The 20,912-nt window shown below is 62.4% G+C and carries 14 protein-coding genes; 11 read left to right on the forward strand and 3 right to left on the reverse strand.

Going from position 1 to position 20,912, the window contains the following annotated elements:
* The first annotated feature begins 64 nt into the window (after positions 1-64).
* The 7 genes from VUN82_05275 to VUN82_05305 all read left to right on the forward strand — a co-directional run bounded on the left by VUN82_05275 (position 65) and on the right by VUN82_05305 (position 9,475).
* A complete protein-coding gene (locus VUN82_05275) occupies positions 65-1,345 on the forward strand; it encodes a sugar ABC transporter substrate-binding protein (GenBank protein XAS73258.1) in 1,281 nt (426 codons plus the stop codon).
* 71 nt (positions 1,346-1,416) lie between these two features.
* Positions 1,417-2,304: a sugar ABC transporter permease gene (locus VUN82_05280; GenBank protein XAS73259.1), complete on the forward strand. Its 888-nt coding sequence runs from the start codon at positions 1,417-1,419 to the stop codon at positions 2,302-2,304.
* Between the two features lie 74 nt (positions 2,305-2,378).
* Entirely contained in the window at positions 2,379-3,371 is a 993-nt protein-coding gene (locus VUN82_05285) for a carbohydrate ABC transporter permease (GenBank protein ID XAS74616.1), read from the forward strand.
* Positions 3,372-3,418: 47 nt separating this feature from the next.
* Positions 3,419-4,822 (forward strand): right-handed parallel beta-helix repeat-containing protein, encoded by a 1,404-nt coding sequence (locus VUN82_05290; protein XAS73260.1) that lies wholly within the window; start codon positions 3,419-3,421, stop codon positions 4,820-4,822.
* Between the two features lie 15 nt (positions 4,823-4,837).
* Complete coding sequence (locus VUN82_05295) at positions 4,838-5,890, forward strand: LacI family DNA-binding transcriptional regulator (protein XAS73261.1); 1,053 nt, start codon at positions 4,838-4,840, stop codon at positions 5,888-5,890.
* Positions 5,887-7,419, forward strand: coding sequence for a glycoside hydrolase family 32 protein (locus VUN82_05300; GenBank protein XAS73262.1), 1,533 nt, complete (start codon positions 5,887-5,889; stop codon positions 7,417-7,419). Before VUN82_05295 ends, VUN82_05300 begins: the two co-directional genes overlap by 4 nt.
* Positions 7,420-7,537: 118 nt before the next feature.
* A complete protein-coding gene (locus VUN82_05305) occupies positions 7,538-9,475 on the forward strand; it encodes a DUF5107 domain-containing protein (protein ID XAS73263.1) in 1,938 nt (645 codons plus the stop codon).
* 38 nt (positions 9,476-9,513) lie between these two features.
* Here the strand turns inward: VUN82_05305 and VUN82_05310 are convergent, their stop codons facing one another.
* On the reverse strand, positions 9,514-10,122 hold the full coding sequence (locus VUN82_05310) for a TetR/AcrR family transcriptional regulator (GenBank protein ID XAS73264.1): 609 nt from the start codon (positions 10,120-10,122) through the stop codon (positions 9,514-9,516).
* A 113-nt stretch (positions 10,123-10,235) separates the two neighbouring features.
* On the opposite strand from VUN82_05310, the gene VUN82_05315 reads away from it, so the two are divergent.
* A complete protein-coding gene (locus VUN82_05315; protein ID XAS73265.1) occupies positions 10,236-13,388 on the forward strand; it encodes a glycoside hydrolase family 2 TIM barrel-domain containing protein in 3,153 nt (1,050 codons plus the stop codon).
* 111 nt (positions 13,389-13,499) lie between these two features.
* On the opposite strand, the gene VUN82_05320 is transcribed toward VUN82_05315, so the two are convergent.
* Entirely contained in the window at positions 13,500-14,939 is a 1,440-nt protein-coding gene (locus VUN82_05320; protein ID XAS73266.1) for a M23 family metallopeptidase, read from the reverse strand.
* A 485-nt stretch (positions 14,940-15,424) separates the two neighbouring features.
* Here VUN82_05320 and VUN82_05325 point away from each other — a divergent pair, with 485 nt between their 5' ends.
* From VUN82_05325 to VUN82_05335, 3 genes are all read left to right on the forward strand, one after another.
* Positions 15,425-17,659, forward strand: a complete 2,235-nt coding sequence (locus VUN82_05325; protein ID XAS73267.1) for an AAA family ATPase — start codon at positions 15,425-15,427, stop codon at positions 17,657-17,659.
* A gap of 79 nt (positions 17,660-17,738) precedes the next feature.
* Complete coding sequence (locus VUN82_05330) at positions 17,739-18,947, forward strand: restriction endonuclease (protein XAS74617.1); 1,209 nt, start codon at positions 17,739-17,741, stop codon at positions 18,945-18,947.
* A gap of 33 nt (positions 18,948-18,980) precedes the next feature.
* Complete coding sequence (locus VUN82_05335) at positions 18,981-19,235, forward strand: PLDc N-terminal domain-containing protein (protein ID XAS73268.1); 255 nt, start codon at positions 18,981-18,983, stop codon at positions 19,233-19,235.
* Positions 19,236-19,238: 3 nt separating this feature from the next.
* Here the strand turns inward: VUN82_05335 and VUN82_05340 are convergent, their stop codons facing one another.
* Positions 19,239-20,909, reverse strand: coding sequence for a PAS domain-containing sensor histidine kinase (locus VUN82_05340; GenBank protein ID XAS73269.1), 1,671 nt, complete (start codon positions 20,907-20,909; stop codon positions 19,239-19,241).
* Positions 20,910-20,912: the final 3 nt, after the last annotated feature.

Here is a 20,912-nt window from a genome sequence, read left to right on the forward strand (position 1 = left end):
TGGCAAAACGATTCTCCATCCCCAAAGATTCTTTCAATCCCGTTCGAAGAGAAAGTCGACAGCGATGTCCACTCGAAAGACCATCTCCAGACTCGTCACACTCGGCGGCCTCTGCACTGCCGTCGCACTCGCAGCTACGGGTTGCGGTGCCGGGGGCCCCGCACCAACATCCGGAAGCGCATCCAGCACAGTCAACGTCCTGGTGGAAGCAGGAGGCCACGCCGAGCTCACAGGCGTTGCCCAGCAATGCAAGAAAGACACCGGCCTCGACGTCAACTTCGTCGAACTGCCCTATGACGGCATGTTCAACCGGCTCTCCAGTGAGTTCTCCTCCGGCAACGTTTCCTTCGACGTCGCGGCATTGGACTCCGTGTGGCTCCCCAGCTTCAAGGATGCAGTCCAGCCAATCGATGAACTGTTCACCGATGAAGCCAAGAAGGACATTTTCCCCGCCCTCGTGAAGGAAGCCAACGTTGACGGCCACTTCATCGGAATGCCGGCATGGACCAACGCAGAGATCATCCTGTACCGCAAGGATCTCTTCGAGGACGCCAAGAACAAGGCAGATTTCAAGGCAAAGTACGGCTACGACCTGGCAGCTCCCACCACGTGGAAGCAGTACCAGGACATCTCCGAATTCTTCACCAAGGACGGCATGTATGGCACGGACGTGAAGGGCGCCGTGGAAACGGAATGGCTTGCCCACGTCCTGCAGGCCGGCTCGCCGATGGTCCTTGATGCGAACAACAACGTGATCATCGATAACGCTGCCCACAAGGAAGCGCTCGACTTCTACGTCAGCCTCACCAAGGACGCCCCTCCGGGTGCTGCACAGGTTGACTGGGCCGCGGCACAGAACCTGTTCAACCAGGGCAAGACCGCCATGACCCGCTTCTGGGCCCACGCCTACCGGCAGATCCCCAAGGACTCTCCCGTTGCAGGCAAGGTGGGAGCTGCGGCGATGATTGGCGGCAGCGCCGGCGTCGCGGGTGTTCCGGGCCCGTGGTACCTGTCCGTACCCAAGGCGACCAAGAACGCGGATGCAGCCAAGAAGTTCATCAAGTGCGCGTACGACTACAACAGCATGGGTGTGGAATCCAGCCTCGGACTCGCCTCGCGCATCTCAGCGTTTGAGAAGTACCAGAACCAGCCGGGCTATGAGAGCTTCAAGCCGCTGATCGAAACCCTGAACGGCAAGGCAACCGCAACGCGTCCGGCAACAGCCAAGTGGCAGCAGATTGTGGACACCGTGCTGGTTCCGCTCCTGCAGAAGGCTGTAGCTGGCGGCGACTCCGCCACCCTCCTGGCTGACGCCAAGAAGCAGATCCAGGACCTCCTCAAGTAAAAGACTCCGCGGCCGGCACCAGCCGACTCAGCCGGTGCCGGCCGCGGTCCCAACAAACAGAAGAGAAAATCGTGCGTATCTCCGATCGCCGCTTCGCCCTATACCTGATGACCCCAGCGGCACTGTTCCTGGCCGTGTTTGTGGCCTACCCGCTGTTCCGCCTCGTCGCAGACAGCTTCTTCAAGATCTCGCCCATCGCGGGCGGCCCGCGTGACTTTGTCGGATTCCAAAACTACGCTGCAGCGTTCGCCTCCGAAGCCTTCATGGGTGCCGGCTGGCGAACCCTGGCTTACACAGTAGTGGTGGTGACGCTCGAGTTCGCGCTCGGCCTGGGGATGGCCCTCCTGTTCACCACGCTCGGACGCAAGTCCCAGATCTGGCGAACGGTCTTCCTTTACCCGCTGATGATTGCGCCGATCGTGGCCGGCCTGCTCTGGAAGTTCCTGATGATCGATAACTTCGGCCTCATCGGGACCATCCTGCATCAAGCAGGGATCCTCTCCAACCCCAACCAGATCGGCTGGCTCTCGGACCCGAACATCGTGCTGTTCTCGGTAGCCGTCCCGGACATCTGGCTCACGACGTCCTTCATGTGCCTGGTCCTGTTCGCCGGCCTCCAAAACATCCCCGGCGACCTCATCGAGGCAGCCCGCCTGGACGGCGCCAAGGCACCGGCGCTCCTGTTCCAGATCATCCTTCCGCTCCTCCGCCCGGTGATCGCCGTGGCACTGGTGGTCCGCGGAATCGATGCCGCCCGGGCCTTTGACACCATCCTCATCCAAACCAACGGCGGCCCGCAGTCCGCCTCCGAAACCATGAGCCTGCTGATCTACCGGACCATGATCCGCTTCGGCGATCCCGGCCTGGCCAGCGCCATGGGCACTATTTACCTGCTGGCGATGCTCGCCGTCGCATTCTTCGCGGTGGCCACCATCTGGCGGCCAGGAAAGGACAACTGATGAGCGCCGCAGAAACATCGCACGACGGCGGGACACCGGCTTCCGCTCCTGGCATCAGGCCGCGCCGGGCAGCAATGGTCGCCCGGCTCACAGCTGCCAAGCACACCCAAGCTGCCGAGCAGACGCAAGCAGCGAAGCAAACACCCGGTGACGCGACGGGCAAAACTGTGCTGCCGCCGTCGGGGGTTACTGAGCCAAGCGCCCCGCGCAAGCGTCGTGGTGTAAACCGCGAAGGCCTTGAGGCTGGACGTCGCAGCACGCGTACCATCCTGTGGATCCTGCTGGCCGCAGCCATGGTGCTGTACGGGTTCCCGTTCCTGTACCTGCTGTTTACGTCCTTCAAAACCCCGATCGATACCATCGCCGTTCCACCCACCATCCTTCCCAAGGAATGGACGCTGGAGAATTACGCGAACGCCCTGGGCCGCAGCGGTGTGTTGGCTTCCTTCATCAACAGCATCCAGACCGCGATCATCAGCACTCTGCTTTCCCTGGTGCTGGCTGTCCCGGCGGCTTACGGCATCACGCGCTACAAGACTCCGAGCGGCCGGGTGTTCATCATGGCCGCACTGGTCACCCGCATGGTGCCGCCGGTAGCAATCGGTATCCCGCTGGCATCCATGATGGCCTCGGCAGGGTTGGCGGATACGCCGATCGCATTGTCCATTGCCCACACCACCATTTCCTTGCCGCTCTCCATCTGGCTGATGTCCAGCTTCTTCGAGGCTGTTCCCCGCGACCTGGAAGAGGCAGCAACCGTGGATGGCTGCAGCAGGCTCGGTGCGCTCTGGCGGGTGGTGATCCCCGTGGTTTCCGGAGGCATCGCCGTCACCGCGATCTTCGCCTTCCTGGCCTCATGGAACGAGTTCCTCTTCGCGCTGCTGATGACCGCCATCCGCTCGCAGACCACTCCCGTGGTCATCGCGAACTTCCAGACCCAGTTCGGCCTGGACTGGGGATCCATGACGGCGCTGGCCGCCGTGTACTCGATCCCGGTCATCCTTCTCACTCTTCTTCTGCAGCGCAAGATCGTGGCGGGCATGACGCTCGGCGCAGTCAAGGGCTGAGAATCCGTCAAGGGCTGAGAAACCACACCACAAAAAGGGCAGAAGCTATGTCAAGCAACAACTACTACGACGTGACCACGTGGCCGGTCGGCAATCCGTCCGAGGACGTCGGTGAAGTGATCAACAGCATCATCGCCGACGTCAAGGCCCGGCAGGCAGCCAGTGATGTGAACAACGGAGGAAAGCCGGGAGCGGTGATCTACCTTCCGCCCGGCGACTACCACCTCCGTACGCAGGTGCTGATCGATATCAGCTTCCTCAGGATCGAGGGTTCGGGGCACGGCTTTACGTCTTCGAGCATCCGGTTCAACGTTCCCGAAGACGAATGGGCTGATCTGCATGAGCTGTGGCCCGGAGGAAGTCGCATCATTGTCGATCTTCCACTCGGTGTGGACGGGGAGAGCCCAGAGGGCGCGGACGAAGCCAAGGGAGCTGCGTTCTACGTTGAGCGAAGCGGGAGCCCCCGTATCAGCTCAGTGGAGTTCTCCAACTTCTGCATCGACGGCTTGCACTTCACCCCGGACGGCTCGGGGCTGCCGCCAGAGAACACGTATGTGAATGGCAAGACCGGCATCTATGTGGCGAGCGCCAATGATTCATTCCGCGTCACTGGGATGGGTTTCATCTACCTGGAGAACGCCCTCACGATCCACAACGCTGACGCGCTTTCCATTCACGATAACTTCATTGCTGAGTGCGGGAGCTGTATTGAGCTGCGTGGCTGGGGACAGGCGTCAAAGATTACCGACAATTTGATCGGAGCAGGTTTCAAGGGCCACTCGATCTATGCCAAGAGCCATGGCGGGCTCTTGATAACCGCGAACAACATCTTCCCCAGGGGTGCCAGCAGCATCCATTTGGACGGCGTCACGCGTTCAAGCGTCACCAACAACCGGCTGCATTCGTTCTACCCCGGGATGGTGGTTCTCGCAGCGAACAGTTCCGAGAACCTCGTGGCGACGAACCACTTCCTGCGTGACCATGAGCCTTGGACACCCTTCCTGGGAGTCGATAACGGGCTGGACGATCTTTACGGGCTTCTCTGCGTGAGCGGGAGCAACAACTCTGTGGTGGGCAACCACTTCTCCGAGGTCATCGACGCAGAGAGCATCCGTCCCTCAGGTGCGACGCCGGTCATCATCCGGTTGCTGGAGGGGGCTGGAAACTTCGTCTCCAACAACCACGTGGTGGCGATGGACGTTCACGCCACGTCCAGTGATTCCTGCTTCTCCGCCCAGGTGGACGCCCTGCTGACTACGGGCGCTTCTGACGGGCTCGCCGTTACGGCCGTCCTGGTCGATGCCGAATCTGCCCGGAATACGATCCTTGATTCCGGAACTGACGCCCAGGTCATTGCAGATAGGGCTGTTAACGCTTTGAGGGCTACACCGACAATCGGTTTCGAGGCGGCACATGTTGATTCGATCTCAGGATCAGCACCAACATCATGAGGACGTGGGGAACCAATGACGAATAGATCAGTGGGTATCAAGGATGTGGCGGCAGAGGCCGGGGTCTCTGTCACCACCGTCTCCCATGTCCTCAACGACGTCGCCTACGCCCGGGTTGGCGCAAGAACGAGGGAGCGGGTCCAGGAGGCTGCGCACCGCCTCGGATATGGTCCGAACCGCCTGGCCCAGGCCCTGCGGACACAACGTTCAGGGATGCTCGGGTTCATCAGCGAGGAAATCGCCACCACGCCGCATGCAGGCAGGATCATCCTGGGCGCAGAGGAAACTGCGAAACGCCGGGGCTACAACATCATGATCATCAACTCCACCAGCACCAGCTCCCAGGAGTCCAAGGAGAGCCAGGTGGCGGATCTGCTGGACCGGCAGGTGGATGGCATCCTGTACGCCACGATGTATCACCGGAAGCTGGCTGTCCCCAAGAACCTCGCGGGACTGCCTGCAGTCCTGGTGGACTCCGAAGACATCAGCCAAACTGTTTCCTCCGTCATCCCCGACGAAGTGGGCGGGGCAAGGTCCGCAGTGCAGACACTGATCGACGCCGGTCACACCCGGATCGGGATGCTCAACAACACCGACGACGTGCCCGCAACCCACTCCCGGTTGAGGGCTTTCAGGGAGACGTTGGCAGACGCCGGGCTGCCGTTCCACGAAGAACTGGTCCAGTCCGAGATCTCGGAGATGCCCGGTGGCTACCAGGCGGCGCTGCGGATGCTGAAATCCGAGAGCCGGCCAACGGCCGTGTTCTGCTACAACGACCGTATGGCCATGGGCGCCTACCGGGCCGCTGCGGAACTTGGCCTGCGGATTCCGGATGACATCTCCTTCGTCGGTTTCGACAACCAGGAACTCATTGCCGAAAACCTTTACCCGGCGCTGACAACAGTCGCCCTGCCGCACTACGAAATGGGTGCCTGGGCAACGGAAAACCTGATCGATGCCATCGAAGGGAAAACCGACTTGCAGCTGTTCGCCACCCACCCCACCGTTCTTCCATGCCCCATGGTTCTTCGCGATTCCGTCGCTTCCCTCCCGAAAGACCTCCGATGACTGAAACAACAACGCACCGTGCTGTTCCTGGCGAAGACGCCGCCTCAACGATGCGCCCAATACTTCACTACACGGCCAAGAACACCTGGCTGAACGATCCCAACGGACTGGTTTGGTACAACGGCGTCTACCATCTCTTCTACCAAAACAACCCCTTCGACAACGTCTGGGGCAACATGTCCTGGGGGCACGCCACCTCGACTGACCTCCTGCACTGGACTGAACACCCGGTTGCCATCGCCTGCGACGAGGAAGAAGACGTCTTTTCCGGCAGCATCGTGGTGGACCACGGCAATACATCGGGATTCGGCACAGACGAAGAGCCGGCGTTGGTGGCCATCTACACGAGCGCCTTCAAGGAAGGCTCGGCGCATCAGGGGACACAGGCCCAGTCCCTCGCGTTCTCCACGGATGGCGGCATGTCGTGGAGCAAATATGCAGGCAACCCGGTGCTTGGCCGCGGCTCGGCCCATTTCCGGGATCCCAAGGTGTTCCGCTACGAGGGATCTGCCGGGTCCTGTTGGGTGATGGTGGCCGTGGAGGCCCAGCATCAGCAGGTTGTCATGTACCGCTCGGAGAACCTGAAGGACTGGGAATACCTGAGTACTTTCGGCCCCGCGAACTCGGCGGAAGGCGAATGGGAATGCCCGGACCTCTTCCCGCTGCCCGTCGACGGCGACCCGGAGAACGTCAAGTGGGTCCTGGTGGTTAACGTCAATCCAGGTGCCGTGGCCGGTGGTTCCGGAGGACAGTACTTCGTGGGCCACTTCGATGGCTTGCAGTTCACTGCCGATCCTGATTCGCTCGTTTCACCCGGTGCCGACGGAACCATGGATCTCAGGCAATGCCTCTGGCTCGACTGGGGGCGTGACTACTACGCCGCGGTCTCTTTCAGCAATGTCCCGGAGAACCGCCGCATCATGATCGGCTGGATGAACAACTGGGACTATGCCAACTCCTTGCCAACGGCCCCGTGGCGCTCCGGCATGTCGCTTGCCCGCGAGGTTGAACTTGCAACCGTAGAGGGTTTGCCACGCCTGGTGCAGCGGCCTGTGCTTCCCCTGGAATCTGGAAAACCTGCCAGCATGCTCAAGGATGCCGAACTTCACGAATCCAAGGTGCAACTGCCCGACGCCGTGCCGGGGGCAGCCCAGCTGATCGAGGCTGAGATCCTGCCCGGCTCATGCCGGACCATTTCCTTCAGGCTGCTCGGTGCCCCGGATGGGAGCGCCGCGACAGTTCTCAGCTTTGACGCCGAGACGAGCCAGCTCACTCTGGACCGCCGCAACTCCGGAAACACCGGCTTCCACGAAAAGTTCGCGTCGGCAGAGTCTGCGCCAGTGAAGCTCGACGGCGGCGTGCTGAGGCTGCGTATTATCGTGGACCAATCAGTGGAGGTCTTCGCCCAAGACGGCAGAGTTGTCCTGAGCGATCTTGTTTTTCCCCTGCCCGGGAGCTTCGGCACCGAGCTGCGCGTGGAAGGCGGCACCGCCGTTGTGCGGAAACTGGTGGTCACCGATCTGAACTAACGGCCACGTCCTAACAGACAGGGCTGGATCGGCTCTCCCCAGGGGGCTCTAGCGCTGGCCATCCGGTTCGAGGAGACTGTGGGTGTGGACGTTGAATTCCTCACGAACGGATCCTGACATGGCTGTCACCTCACCTTCCAACGTCACGGTCACCAGCATTTCCCTGACGATGGCCGATATTGGTCCCCTGAACCCCTTGCCGGTGGTGGCCGCGGAACTCGATCAGCCTTATACGGTGGGCGAGGGCGTGCCGGAAGAGCTCCAGGCGGCGGCCCGCTACGGAGTAGTGCCCAACGTGTTCCCGTACCTCATGCAGGACGGTTACAGCCGGGAGGCGGCACCCAAGGAGCTGCCCGCCGTCGTGCTTGAGAACAGCAAACTCAGGGCGACGGTCATACCGTCGTTGGGCGGCCGTATCTGGGAATTGTTCGACAAAATGACGGGAAAGCAGCTCCTCCACACGCACGACGCGCCCCAGCTGGCCAACATCGCGCTGCGAAAGGCGTGGTTCGCGGGCGGCCTGGAGTGGAACATTGGCACGCGCGGCCACTCACCTACCAGTTGCGATCCACTTCACACCGCGATCGTCCACACCTCGGACGGAAAGCACATCCTCCGCGTGTGGGAGTTCGAGCGGCTCCGGGAAGTGGTCTTCCAAGTGGACATATGGTTGCCTGCCGAATCTGCCGTGCTGTTCGCGGCCGTGCGTATCCGCAACCCGAATGACCACGACGTTCCCATGTACTGGTGGAGCAACGCGGCCATTCCGGAGACGGACCGCACGCGCGTGATCGCCCCGGCCGACGAAGCATTTGGCAGCGACTACGCCACGGACATCACCCGTGTCCGGCCTACGGACCACAATGGCTACGACGGGACGTGGTTGGTCAACAGCCCGCACGCCGCCGATTTCTTCTTTGATATTGATCCTTCGGAACGTCGCTGGGTTGTGGCCGCGGACGACGACGGCGACGGGCTGGCGATGCTGTCCACCAGCCGGCTGAGGGGCAAGAAGCTCTTCGTCTGGGGACAAGGCCAAGGCGGCAAGCGGTGGCAACAGTGGTTGAGCCCCGGGGCCGGCCCTTACGCCGAGATCCAGGCCGGGTTGGCGAGAACCCAGTTTGAGCATTTGGCCATGCCTCCGCGTGCGGAATGGTCCTGGGTGGAGGCGTACGGCAATGGGCATCTGGACCCGGATACCGCCCACGGATCGAACTGGGATGCGGCCGTAGCCCATGCCGGCCGGCGGCTTGAGGAGCTCCTGGCACACGAGGACCTGGAAGCAATGCTGCCCGCCGCCATCAGCGATGCTGACGTCCCGCCGTCCACCATGGTGCTCCACGGCAGCGGTTGGGGCGTGGTGGAGCGGGCCCGCCGGCGTCGGGCGGGCAAGGGCTGGATTGACGAGAGCGGCACCCCGTTCGTCGATGAAAGCATCACAGCCGAGCAGGAACCATGGCTGGAACTGCTGAAGGGAAAAGCGTTCGACGGCGCGCCCAGCTTTGTTGCCGGAGCTGACTGGGAGGAGCTGCTGGAGGGACAGGAAACTCCTGAGGCGCGGTTCCATGTGGCCACGATGAGGCACGCCAGGCAAGATCTGGAGGGAGCCAAGGCAGCCTACCCCGAGGTGCTTGCTGCCGGCGGCGTTCGGCCAGGGACTTTGGCGCTCGCACATCGTGGATTGGGGCTGGCGTTACTGGCCGAGGGCGCGGATCGCGAGGGCCTGGATGAACTCAGAAGCGGTGCTCAAGCCGACTCCGCCAACACAGCGTTACTTACCGAGGCAGTGACACTCAGCATCCGCCATGATGATCCGGCCCAGGCGCTGGAACTGCTGGAGTCCGCACCCAGGGAGGGCACCGCCGTCGGGCGTTTGAGGTTCCTCAGGGCCCTGGCACTGGCCCGGGTGGGCAAGGCGGGCGAGGCAGCAGCCATCCTGCGCGAAGGGGTGGAGATACCGGACCTCCGCGAGGGAGAGGATGCCATCGCGGCGCTCTGGGAAGAAGTCTGTCCGGGCGAGGCTGTGCCGTTCAACTACCAATTTGGAATGCACTAGGGGGCTGGAACGGCAACGCATAGCAGGTTTTCGGCCCGTCAGGCCTCGGGCAGTAGGACCAGTTCGAAGAAGCCGCGCAGGGCTTTTGCTACATCTATGGCGTCAGGGGCCAACAGCCACTGGGTTTGAAGTCCGTCCCACAGGGCCACCAGGGACGTGGCTGCCCACGCTGGATCCACGCCGGGCCGGAGTTTGCCCTCCTGGGCCAAGGCCGAGAAAGAGCGCCTATAGCTTGCCCGTATGCGTTCGAAGCGTTCTGTGAAGTAATCACGGCCGGGATGGGCATTCGTGATCGATTCCGCGCACAGCACTGTGTAGAGCTCGATGACGCCGGGAATCTTCTCGTTATGGAGCGCCGTGCGAATCACGTCATCCACAAGCGACTCTTCCTCAGCGGAGGGATTCTCGCTTCCGGTCAGTTCGTCGCGCCACTCCAGGACGCCCATCAGAAGATCGCTTTTTGACGGGAAATAATGCAGGAGGCTGGTCTGGCTCATGCCCGCTTGGTTGGCAACGTCCTGCAGCGAGCCGCCCAAATACCCCTTCGCGGCAAACACGGCGTGGGCGGAGTCGAGAATCACTCGTCGCTTTTCCTTCGCCTTGGAATAGGGTCCCCGCTTGGCGCTCGCCGTGTCCTTTGTGGTCATGGCAAGCCAGTGTACAGCGGGCGGGGATTGGAATTCTGAAATTAGAGTAACTACTCGAAATTTGTGTTAGCGTGGTCACACCCAACCCTGCAGTGGACGCTTGAAGGAGCCACGTGGAATCGACATCCTCGGCCTTGTTTGCCGGTACTTCCTACATCACCCATCGTGGCCCCGGCTTCGGCAATCGGCTGCCAGCCCGCTCCTGGCTGCGGAGTGACGCGCCCACGATCCCACTCAACGGCTTGTGGAGATTCCGGTTGCTGCCCGGTGCGCCCGGAACGCCCGGCGGCAGGGGAGTCCTGCCCGCCGGCGAGCAGGTAGAAGGAGTCGCTGATGAAGGTCTGGACGATTCCGGTTGGGATGAAATCCCGGTTCCTTCCCACTGGGTCCTGGAAGGTGAGGGCCGCTATGGCCGCCCCATCTACACCAACGTCCAGTTCCCTTTTCCCACCGAGCCACCCCACGTGCCGGACGAGAATCCAACGGGCGACTACCGTCGGACCTTCACCATTCCTGCTGACTGGGCAAGTGCGGAGAGGATCGTCTTGCGCTTTGACGGGGTGGAATCCCGCTACAAAGTGTGGGTCAACGGCACAGTAATCGGCGTCGGCACGGGAAGCCGGCTTGCCCAGGAATTCGACGTCACCGAGGCAATCCGGCCCGGGGAAAACGTCCTCGCCGTCCGCGTCCATCAGTGGTCTGCTTCGAGCTACGTCGAGGACCAGGACCAGTGGTGGATGCCGGGCATCTTCCGCGACGTCACGCTTCAGGCCCGTCCTCAAGCAGGTATCGACGACGTCTGGTTGCGGACCCCATTTGAAGGCACCAGCGACTCCGGTTCAGGCATCATCGACGCCGAAATTGCCGCTGCTCCCGCTGCCTATCCTGTGCGCTTCCGCGTTCCCGAGCTCGATGTTGATGTCACGTGGGAAACTCCGGCGGATGTCGCCCCGGTGGCGATTGCCGCCGTCGAACCCTGGTCCGCGGAAGTGCCGCGACTGTACGCGGCGACGATCTCAAGCCAAGGTGAAACGGTCTCGTTGAAGATTGGCTTCCGTACCGTGGAGATCAAGGGAGACCAATTCCTGGTGAACGGGCGGCGGGTGGTGTTCCACGGCGTCAACCGGCACGAGACGCACCCGGACCGTGGCCGCGTCTTCGACGAAGATTTTGCCCGCGCCGATCTGGCCATGATGAAGCAGTTCAACGTCAATGCCATCCGCACCAGCCATTACCCGCCGCATCCGCGCCTGCTGGATCTCGCGGATGAAATGGGTTTTTGGGTGATCCTTGAATGCGATCTTGAAACACATGGCTTTGAGCGGCACCGCTGGGCCGGAAATCCCAGTGACGATCCCGCCTGGCGTGAGGCGTTGGTGGACAGGATGGAGCGCACCGTTGAGCGGGACAAGAACCACCCCTCAATCGTCATGTGGTCCTTGGGTAACGAGGCAGGAACAGGCGCCAACCTCGCGGCCATGTCCGCCTGGACCCACGCGCGAGACTCCAGCCGTCCCGTGCACTACGAGGGCGACTACACCGGCGCGTACACCGACGTCTACTCGCGCATGTACTCCTCCATCCCCGAAACCGAAGCCATTGGCCGCAACGATTCCGGCTCGCTCCTGCTCGGCTGCTCAGCCGCGGAATCGGCGCGCCAACGCAGCAAACCGTTCATCCTCTGCGAGTACGTGCATGCAATGGGCAACGGTCCCGGTGCGATCGACCAATATGAGGACCTGGTGGACCGCTACCCGCGGCTGCATGGAGGCTTCGTGTGGGAATGGCGGGACCACGGGATCCGCACCACCACCGCTGATGGCACAGAGTTCTTCGCCTACGGGGGCGACTTCGGTGAGGTTGTCCACGACGGCAATTTCGTCATGGACGGCATGGTTCTTTCGGATTCGACGCCCAGTCCGGGACTATTCGAGTTCAAACAGATCGTGGCGCCCCTCCGCTTGGGTTTCGAAACAGCCGTCACCGACGGCGTGACCCGCCCCTTGCTCACAGTCGCCAACCTGCGGCACTCGGCGGACGCGTCCGACGTCGTCCTTCGCTGGCGCACCGAAACGGACGGCGAGCCGACCGCGTCCGGAACGTTCGACGTCGTGACCTCCGCTGGCGGTCAACTCGCTGCCGGTGACTCCACAGTTATGGAGCTGCCGGAGTCGGCGGTGCGGGCACTCAGTAAGGTGAAGGCCGGCGAACAGTGGCTCACCGTTGAGGTTGCCCTGCGCAAGGACACCGCGTGGGCACCTGCTGGACATGTCATTTCCACTGCGCAGCTCGATTGCACTGCGCAGTTGGATTTCACTGCACCTGCTGCCAGGCGTCCCACTAAGGCCCCGCGACCACTGTCGTCGGCTGGGCGCGGGGAGACCGGGGCGGCCGGGGGCTTAACTCTGGGACCTGCCCAGTTCGAGGATGGGCGGCTCGTTGCCCTGGCTGGACTGCCGGTATCCGGCCCGCGCCTGGAGTTGTGGCGAGCACCAACGGACAATGATCGAGGTTCGAATTTCGGCAGCTACGACCTCGGCGACCCCTGGCTCAACAATGGCAACGGCGTCCCGGCTCCGTCCAATCAGAGTGTGTGGCTCAAGGCGGGTCTTGATAGGTTGACGGCCCGCGTCGAGAAAGTGGTGCAGGCCGACGACTGCGTGTTCGTCACCACCCGTTATGCCGCCGCGGACACCGCACATTCTGTTTCCGTGGACGAGCAGTGGCAGGTGTCCGGGGGAGAGCTGTGGCTGCGCTTGGACATTGCACCCAGCTCGGGTTGGAATATCGTGTGGCCTCGCCTGGGAGTGCGGTTTGACCTGCCCGGATCAGTGGACGGAGCCTCCTGGTTCGGGACAGGACCCCGGGAATCGTATCCCGACAGCATGCATGCTGCCCTGGTGGGCCGCTACTCGGCGGCAATCGACGAGCTCGGCGTGAATTATGCCCGGCCGCAGGAGACCGGGCACAGGAGTGCGGTCCGATCCTTGGAACTGCACAACGGTACGGATCCCTGGGTGACGTTCCACGCACTTCCCGATTCCAGGGATCGACTCCCTGGCTTCACCTTGTCCCGGCATACGGCGCAGGAGGTCACAGGCGCGGCCCATCCACATGAATTGCCGCAGAGCCGGAACAGCTTCCTCTACCTCGACGCAGCACAGCACGGACTGGGCTCCAGGGCCTGCGGACCCGACGTTTGGCCGGATTTCGCCCTCAAACCCGAAGCCCGAACCATGGTGTTCAGGATCGCGGCCGCCGGCTAGCAGGAATGCTCCCGCTCAGCAGGAATGGTGGCGGCTAGTAAGAATATGTCTGGCCTTCCGTCTGCTTTCACGCGGGCAGACGGAAGGTCGGACACGTCTTTGAGGACACGCTCAGGGCGTTGGAGTGGGCGTGGCCGTGATGGTTGGAGTCGGTGTGGGCCCGGTAGTCGGGGTCGTCGTGTTGGTTGGAGTCGGCGTTGGCCCTGTACTTGGGGTCGCCGTGATGGTTGCGGTGGGAGCGGCCGTGGCTGTCGGAGTGAGCGACGGCGTGGGTTCGGATGAGGGCGTTGGGGTAGCCGTGGGCGTCGCGGTAGGTTCACTGGTTGGAGTTGCCGTCGGCGCGGTCGTTGGGGTCGGCGTGGGCGAAGCGGTTGGAGTCGGCGTGGCCGTAGTGGTGGGGGTCGGGCTAGCCGTTGGGGTCGGCGTCGGCGTAGCAGTCGCAGTTGGTGTGGGCTCCGCCGTTGCAGTAGGCGTGGGCGTAACCGTTGGGGTCGTTGCAGGTTCGGGAGTCGACGGCGTGGCCGTCGCGGGGGCCGACGTCGCCTGCTCGCCAAGCGCGCCGCCGAGCGACCACACCGGAAGTTCGCCAACCGGCGTCGTTCCTGTTGCTGGTGAGTAGCTCGTGAGCCTGAGCAGATCCACGGACGACTCCCTATCCAACGGAATCAAGCTCCACGATGATGGGTTCACCAGCACGCCATTCACAATTGTTTCAAAATGAAGGTGGCATCCAGTCGACGAACCAGTGGAGCCGACCAATCCGATGACGTCCCCGGCTTGGACTACCTGCCCTTTGCGCACGGCGCTCGCCTGCAGGTGGTTGTACGTGGTGATAAGCCCGTTGCCGTGATCGATCTCGATTCGGTTGCCCCCGCCCCAGGCATGCCAGCCCACCTCGCGGACGTAGCCGTCGTCGGCAGAATGAACCGGGGTTCCACAGGGCGCCGCGAAGTCCTGCCCGGTATGAAATTCACCAGGGGCACCCGTGATGGGACTGGTGCGCAGCCCGAAGGGTGAGCTGGGGCGCAGATTCACCAGTGGGGACATTAAAGTGCCTGGTCCTGGCCGTACGTGAAGGGACTCAGCGCTGCCAACGGACGTTTGCCACGAGCCGCTGCCGCTGGAACAAGGGAATGTCAGCGGACCTTGGGAGCTCAGGAAACCCACGATCTTCTGGGCCAGCTCCCGGTACTTGGTGTAGTGGTCGGGATCCTGGTTGTGCTGTACCTGGTGGATGGCCAGGGTGGAAGGCAGAAGCTGCCAGTCCTTGATGCCCTTCAGAGCCAGGAAGAAACTGGTTGCGCTGATGAACGGATCCATGCGATCGGCATAAGAGCCCCATGCCCCGTTGGCCCGCTGTTGGAACAACCCGCGGGAGTCGGGGCCGGCGCTATCGCCGAAGTCCTTGTTTTCCAGGGAAGATTCGCCAAGCGCGGCCTGTACCCCAAGGATTTGGGCATCCGAGGGAAGGCCCAGTTTTTGGGCCGCCACCATGATGGCCGAAGCATTGTGGAGTTGGAGGTCCGAAGGAGCGGCGCTGGTGGACGCCACTCCAAATCCTGAGGTTGTTTGTTGACAGAGCGTCGTCCCGAGGGGTTTCGTAGGCGCAGGCTCAGACGTCCCCGATGAGTTGGCGCCCTGAACCGGTGTGTCATTCGTGGACCGGTTGGCTACGGACGACGCGTCTGTCGATGAGTTTGCCCGGATCTGTTGGATGGCCGAGGGCACCGTGGTGGCTGCTCCAGATTGGAAGCAGCCGAGCAGCACCGCTGCCGCAATAAGCGCTAACGGAAACCGGGCGCGAATACGCAGCCGCGTTGGGCCTTTGTCAGGAGGTTTGCTGTTCACAAATCCCGCTCCTGACATGAGGCCCCGCCCGGCGAAAAGCGTTGGAGGTCCACACCATTGTCTGGATCCGATCACTGCATGTTACGGGTACTGCATGTCTATGGGAATGACAGGCCCACGTCAAGACTTTGCGCCTTCGCAGTGCTCCAAATCCAGATGCTTGGCTAAGTCAAACAAGGTAAGTTGGCATGGTGACCCCCTCCGTGAAGCCTGCCATTGACCGCGCCCCCGGAATCTCCAAGGAGATCGAGGACGCGGCCTGGTATGTGCTGGGCCCGGCCCTCCAAGGAAGACCGTCAGCGCTGGACGGACGCACGCTGACGTGGACGGCAGACGCGGCCGGGGAGCTGCTTGAACGCCTTGAGCGCGGGGTGGAAGATTCCAAAGCCCCCATGATGACCAATCTCCGGCAAAACCTCGAAGGCGCGTCCCGCGAGGCCAAGCTGCTGGCAGTGGAGCTGCTCTTCCTTCAGTCCTTGCCGCTGGCCCACGAGGTCAAGTCCCTCAGGGTGAAGCGTGCCCGCGTGGCCGAAGCTGCCTCCTGGGTGGAACCGGCCATCGAGTTGCCGGAACAGCTCTACGAGGGCATGACGGACCACGGCGTGATCCGCGACCGTACCGCGGAGTTCAACTGGACCATTTGGGACCACCTGAAATGGCTGTGCCGCTTTGTTGCGCACGTGGACAGCCAGAGCACGGAAACCATCAACCAGTCCCTTGCCGATCCTTTGAAGTTCCATGAGCTTGCGGTCGGAACACCGGAGGACCAGCCGGCCCTGCGTCGCAGTATTGAGTATTTGGTGTGGCCCAGCTACTTCGAGCCCGTGGTGGCCGACGTGGAGCGCCGGGAGATTCGTGACGCTTTCGCTTCGCTCGTTGGTGGCGCCGGGGGCGATACCGAAGAGGACGTCACCGCGGACATCCATCGGATCCGGCTGCACCTGGACGAACAAGCCGGCCAGCGCATCGATTGGTACGCACGCCAGCTGGTCAGCCAATGGCGCAAGGTGGGAGACCCCGGCCGCAGATCCTGGTTGCTGCGTACGCATCACGACAACGCTGATTTGCTGGCCGCGTGGGTTGCTGAAGAGAAAGCCACGCTGGATGTCGAGCACCTTCGCTCGCTCACTGCCGGAGTCACTGCGGGCGTGGTCCAGCATGCCGTGGACGAGGACTACAAACACCTGGGCTACGTAGAGCGCGAGGACACTAAAACCGCGGTCTTCGCCTTCCTCACGGTAATGAAACCCGGCGACCTTACGCTCTACCAGAACGCCGGACGCGTTCGGGTGGGAGTCGTTCTTGGCGAGCCCGAACACCATGAGGACAACCGGCGTATCCGCCGCAAGGTCCGCTGGTTCGATGACAGCTACGCCATCACCGAACTTCCGCGCCATGCGCAGCGGCAATTGTCCACACCCGGCATCATCGTGGATGTCACCCGGGTTATTCAGGCGCTGCAGGAACTCCTGCCGGTAGAAGCCGAAACCGACGGCGAGGACGAAGCGCCGCCCACCGCCGTCGTCGAGGTTGTCCAGCAAGGTTTCCGGCCGTTGACGGAAGAGTTCGCGTCGTCCCTCCACATGGACCTCGAGCCGCTGAAGGAGATCGCCGAACTGCTCGAAGAGAACCGCCAATTGGTTCTTTATGGTCCGCCAGGGACCGGCAAAACGTACCTGGCCAAGCACCTCGCTGCCGAGCTGGCAGGGGACAGCACCGATGAACGAGTGAAGCTGGTGCAGTTCCATCCGTCGTATGCGTACGAAGATTTCTTTGAGGGCTACCGGCCGGACAAGACCGACGACGGACAGGTCTCCTTCAAGCTTGTGGCCGGGCCGTTGCGTCGGCTCGCGGAGGAAGCTGCCAAGCCGGAGAACGCGCACAAGCCGTACTTTCTGATCATCGATGAGATGAACCGTGCCAACCTGGCCAAGGTCTTCGGCGAGCTGTACTTCCTGCTCGAGTACCGTGACGACCGCATTTACCTGCAGTACAGCCCCAACGAGCCCTTCAGCCTGCCGGACAACCTGTACATCATCGGCACCATGAACACCGCTGACCGCTCCATCGCCATGATGGATGCCGCCATCCGTCGTCGTTTCGCCTTCATCGAACTCCATCCGAAGGTGGAACCGGTCAGGGGATCGCTGCGGCGCTTCCTTCAAGCGCGTGGTTTGGACACCCTCAACGCGGATCTCCTGGACGCTCTCAACGACGCCATCGACGACTGGGACCGCGACCTGATGATCGGGCCGTCCTACTTCATGAAGAACGCTGCCCAAAACCCCACAGGTCTGCGCCGCATCTGGAAGTACGAGCTCATGCCGTTGCTGGAGGAGCACTATCACGGGCAACTGAACCGCGCGCAGCTAGAGGAACGCTTCGGCCTGGACCAATTGCTGGGACGACTTGCTGCCCGCTAAGGACGTCCCGCCACGTCCGCGCCGGCCACCAGCAAGCGCCGGCAAGACGTCGGCGGCTGCCGGGACCCGGCACATCGTCATGGACGAGCTCTCACGCGGAGTCGTTGACAAACTCGACCCCCCAACGGCTGCGTTCATCAATGCCAGTGGGCTGGCCAAGGCCTCACCGATTGGCATGGGGCTCTACCGGATCGAACCCGTTGGCAAGGTCGGATCGGTAAGGACTTCCACTGTCCAGCTTGAGGTCCGCCCCAAAGACCGGCTTGGCCTGAGTCGTTTGCTTTTCCTCCTCAGCTACGCCGGTGATCAAGGGTTCCGCGACCACTCCGTGGAAGCCATTGAGCATCCAGATCTCTGGAGCGCCCTGGCCGAGTCGCTGGCCCAGCTGGCCGACCGCGCCCTGAGCCGCGGCGTCCTTCAGGGCTACCTCACCATCGATGAATCGCTCCGCACCGTCAAAGGCCGCATCCGCATCTCGGACCAGATCTCCCGCAGGCCCGGAATGATGGTGCCTTTGGAAGTGTCCTACGACGAATTCACTGAGGACATCGCCGAAAACCGCATCCTCCGCGCCGCCTTGGAACGGATGGGAAAGGTGCCCGGTGTCCGGGCCGACGTCCTGAGCCGCTTGCGCCAGCTCAAGGGAAAGCTCGACGCCGTCACCCGCCTTCAGTCCGGAGCTCCACTGCCGCCGTGGCGGGCCAACCGAATGAACCTCAGGTACCACGCCGTTCTGCGGCTCTCGGAGGTCATCCTGCGCAATGCCTCGGCCGAGGCCGGAGAAGGGAAGCAGCAGACGGCGTCCTTCGTGGTGGATATGGCACAAGTTTTCGAGGAGTTCGTGGGCACGGCCTTGCGCCACGCGATGAGTGCCTACCCAGGGGAGATGCGCCTCCAATATGGAGCGATGCTCAATGAGGCTGTCCGGGACTCTGATCGCCTGACCGTTCGCCCCGACGCCGTCCATTTCCTGGGCGGCAGGCCGGTGGTGGTCTACGACTCCAAGTACACAGCGGCAGGCGACGCCGGCGCTTCACTGAACGCGGACCATTACCAATTGCTGGCGTACTGCACCGCACTAAGGGTCCCGACTGCGTGGCTTGTCTATGCCGGGCCTGGGGAGATGAAGCTGCGCAGGATCCTGAACACGGACATTGACATCGTGGAGTATCCCCTGGACCTGTCACTGCCGCCGTCGGAGATCCTGGCCGCCGTGGCGGACCTTGCGGAACAATCCTGGGGCGAGGTTGTGCGTCAGGCTGTGGCGGGACGAACGGCGTCGGACTAGCCTGATAACTAAATCTTCACGGATGGAGGCATCATGGCTCGCAGGAAATCGTGGCGCGATATGAGCAAGGGCCAGCGGATCATGCTCATCGTCAGCGGAGCCATCAATATGGCCCTGCTCGGTGCGGCGCAGCGGAGCATCGGCAAGACCCCCGATTCCAGAATCAGGGGAAAGAAGGCGGTGTGGCGTGCTGTTTCGTTCATCAACTTCTTCGGACCGGTGAGCTACTTCCTCTTCGGCCGCCGTCGTGATGCCGCCGTAGCGGGGAGCGCGGGCGCAGCGCGTTAACGCTTAGGCGGGCATCTTCACGAGGAAGGTTGTGCCCCGGCCGGGTTCGCTTTCCAGTGTGATGGTTCCGCCATGCGCTTCGACGATCGCTTTGCTGATGGGCAGTCCAAGCCCGACGCCGGGAATGGTGCTGTTGCGTACGCCGCCGGCACGGAAGAACTTGGTGAACGCCTCGGACTGCTCTTCTTGGGTCATGCCCATGCCGGTATCGGACACACGGCAGAACACGAATTCCTGATCCTCCCACGCGGCTACTTCTACGTCTGCGCCCTGGGGGGAGTACTTGATGGCGTTTGATACCAGGTTGTCCAGGACCTGGGCTATGCGTGAGGAGTCCACATGGGCTTCCAAAGAGTCAGGGACATCCATGGACAACCGGATGCCCGCCTTGGCAGCGCGGGGACCGGCAGAACTCACACTTCCCCGCACCAGCTCAGCCACGTCCACTGTGTGCGGCTGAATGATCATGTGGCCCGACCGCACTGCCAACAAATCGGACACCAGGGTAAGCAACCTTTCGGCGTTCCGCCGGACGATATCCAGCTGCCTGCGCGAGGAAGTATCGAGGGACCGGGGATCATCCAGCAGAAGCTCCACATAACCAAGGATGGACGTCAGCGGCGTTCGGAATTCGTGGGAGACGTTGGCCACGAAGTCGTCCTTGGCGGCCAGGGCATTTACCAGGTCCGTGACGTCGCTGAAGACGACGACCGAGCCGGCGAAGTTCCCGGCGTCGTCAACCATGGGGCGGGCACTTGTGGTGAAGGCACGCTGCTCTGCTCCGGAACCAAGCCACACGAGCTGGTCTGTGAACCTTTCGCCCAGAACCGCGCGCCGGACTGGACGGCGGTCGACGGGCAACGGCGTGGTCCTGTCCTGGTCGAAGACGAGCAGCTGGGATTCGTTCGGATCGTCGTTGCCTGCAGGAGTTGCCAGGGAGTGCGTGTGTCTTTGGCGGCGGTTCATGAGGATGTCATGACCGTCGCCATCCACGGCCACCACACCCAGCGGCAGGGCTTCCATGACGGTGTTGAGCAGCCGTTCCTGTTTGGTTCTGATGTCCAGGGCTTTCTTTAGCTCCTCGTCCTTTTGCTCCAAGGCCCGCTGCTGGCGGACCATGCTTAGCGTCAGCACGCTCACGGACACGCCGATGCCAAGCATCAGGATGGGGAAGAGCAGGGGTTTAGTGAGGTCCCGCTCCGTTAGTGATCCATTGACGAACAAGGGGGCCCACACGATGCAAAGCGGACCCACGAATGACATGGCAATGGCCAGTCTTGGGTACAGGCCGGATGCACAGAGCCAAATGACGGGCAGGACCACCAGGACGCTGAGTCCCGTGAGCGATTCCTGCCCTCCTTCCCTGCCGAAGGAAATCGAGACCATGTCCAGGATCGGTATCGCCAGGAAGCTGGGGAACGGGAGCCGGTGCCAAGGCACAATGACGCACACCGCTAACAGGAATGCCTGACTCAGCAGGAAGAGGAGAAACAGGGGATTCTCGAGGGTGGCCGGGAAAAAGAGCCACACCAGAATCGCCGAAATGCAGACACAGACAGACAGCGGCAATTGGCTGAGAACCACCCTCATTCGCAGGGTGTGTTCGTGGAAAGAGCGCCGAAAAACCAGGAGTTTTTTCTTCTCCCCAAGATCCCAGGTGGTTGGGCGGGTCACGGC

The sequence above is a fragment of the Micrococcaceae bacterium Sec5.1 genome (assembly GCA_039636795.1).
Classification (GTDB): Bacteria; Actinomycetota; Actinomycetes; order Actinomycetales; family Micrococcaceae; genus Arthrobacter.

What these genes read in the sequence shown, in the direction of transcription:
- VUN82_05275 (XAS73258.1), top strand. Translation starts at nt 65, where the DNA reads ATGTCCACTCGAAAGACCATCTCCAGACTCGTCACACTCGGCGGCCTC.
- VUN82_05285 (XAS74616.1), top strand. Translation starts at nt 2,379, where the DNA reads ATGGTCGCCCGGCTCACAGCTGCCAAGCACACCCAAGCTGCCGAGCAG.
- VUN82_05290 (XAS73260.1), top strand. Translation starts at nt 3,419, where the DNA reads ATGTCAAGCAACAACTACTACGACGTGACCACGTGGCCGGTCGGCAAT.
- VUN82_05295 (XAS73261.1), top strand. Translation starts at nt 4,838, where the DNA reads ATGACGAATAGATCAGTGGGTATCAAGGATGTGGCGGCAGAGGCCGGG.
- VUN82_05300 (XAS73262.1), top strand. Translation starts at nt 5,887, where the DNA reads ATGACTGAAACAACAACGCACCGTGCTGTTCCTGGCGAAGACGCCGCC.
- VUN82_05305 (XAS73263.1), top strand. Translation starts at nt 7,538, where the DNA reads ATGGCTGTCACCTCACCTTCCAACGTCACGGTCACCAGCATTTCCCTG.
- VUN82_05310 (XAS73264.1), bottom strand. Translation starts at nt 10,122, where the DNA reads ATGACCACAAAGGACACGGCGAGCGCCAAGCGGGGACCCTATTCCAAG.
- VUN82_05325 (XAS73267.1), top strand. Translation starts at nt 15,425, where the DNA reads ATGGTGACCCCCTCCGTGAAGCCTGCCATTGACCGCGCCCCCGGAATC.
- VUN82_05330 (XAS74617.1), top strand. Translation starts at nt 17,739, where the DNA reads ATGGACGAGCTCTCACGCGGAGTCGTTGACAAACTCGACCCCCCAACG.
- VUN82_05335 (XAS73268.1), top strand. Translation starts at nt 18,981, where the DNA reads ATGGCTCGCAGGAAATCGTGGCGCGATATGAGCAAGGGCCAGCGGATC.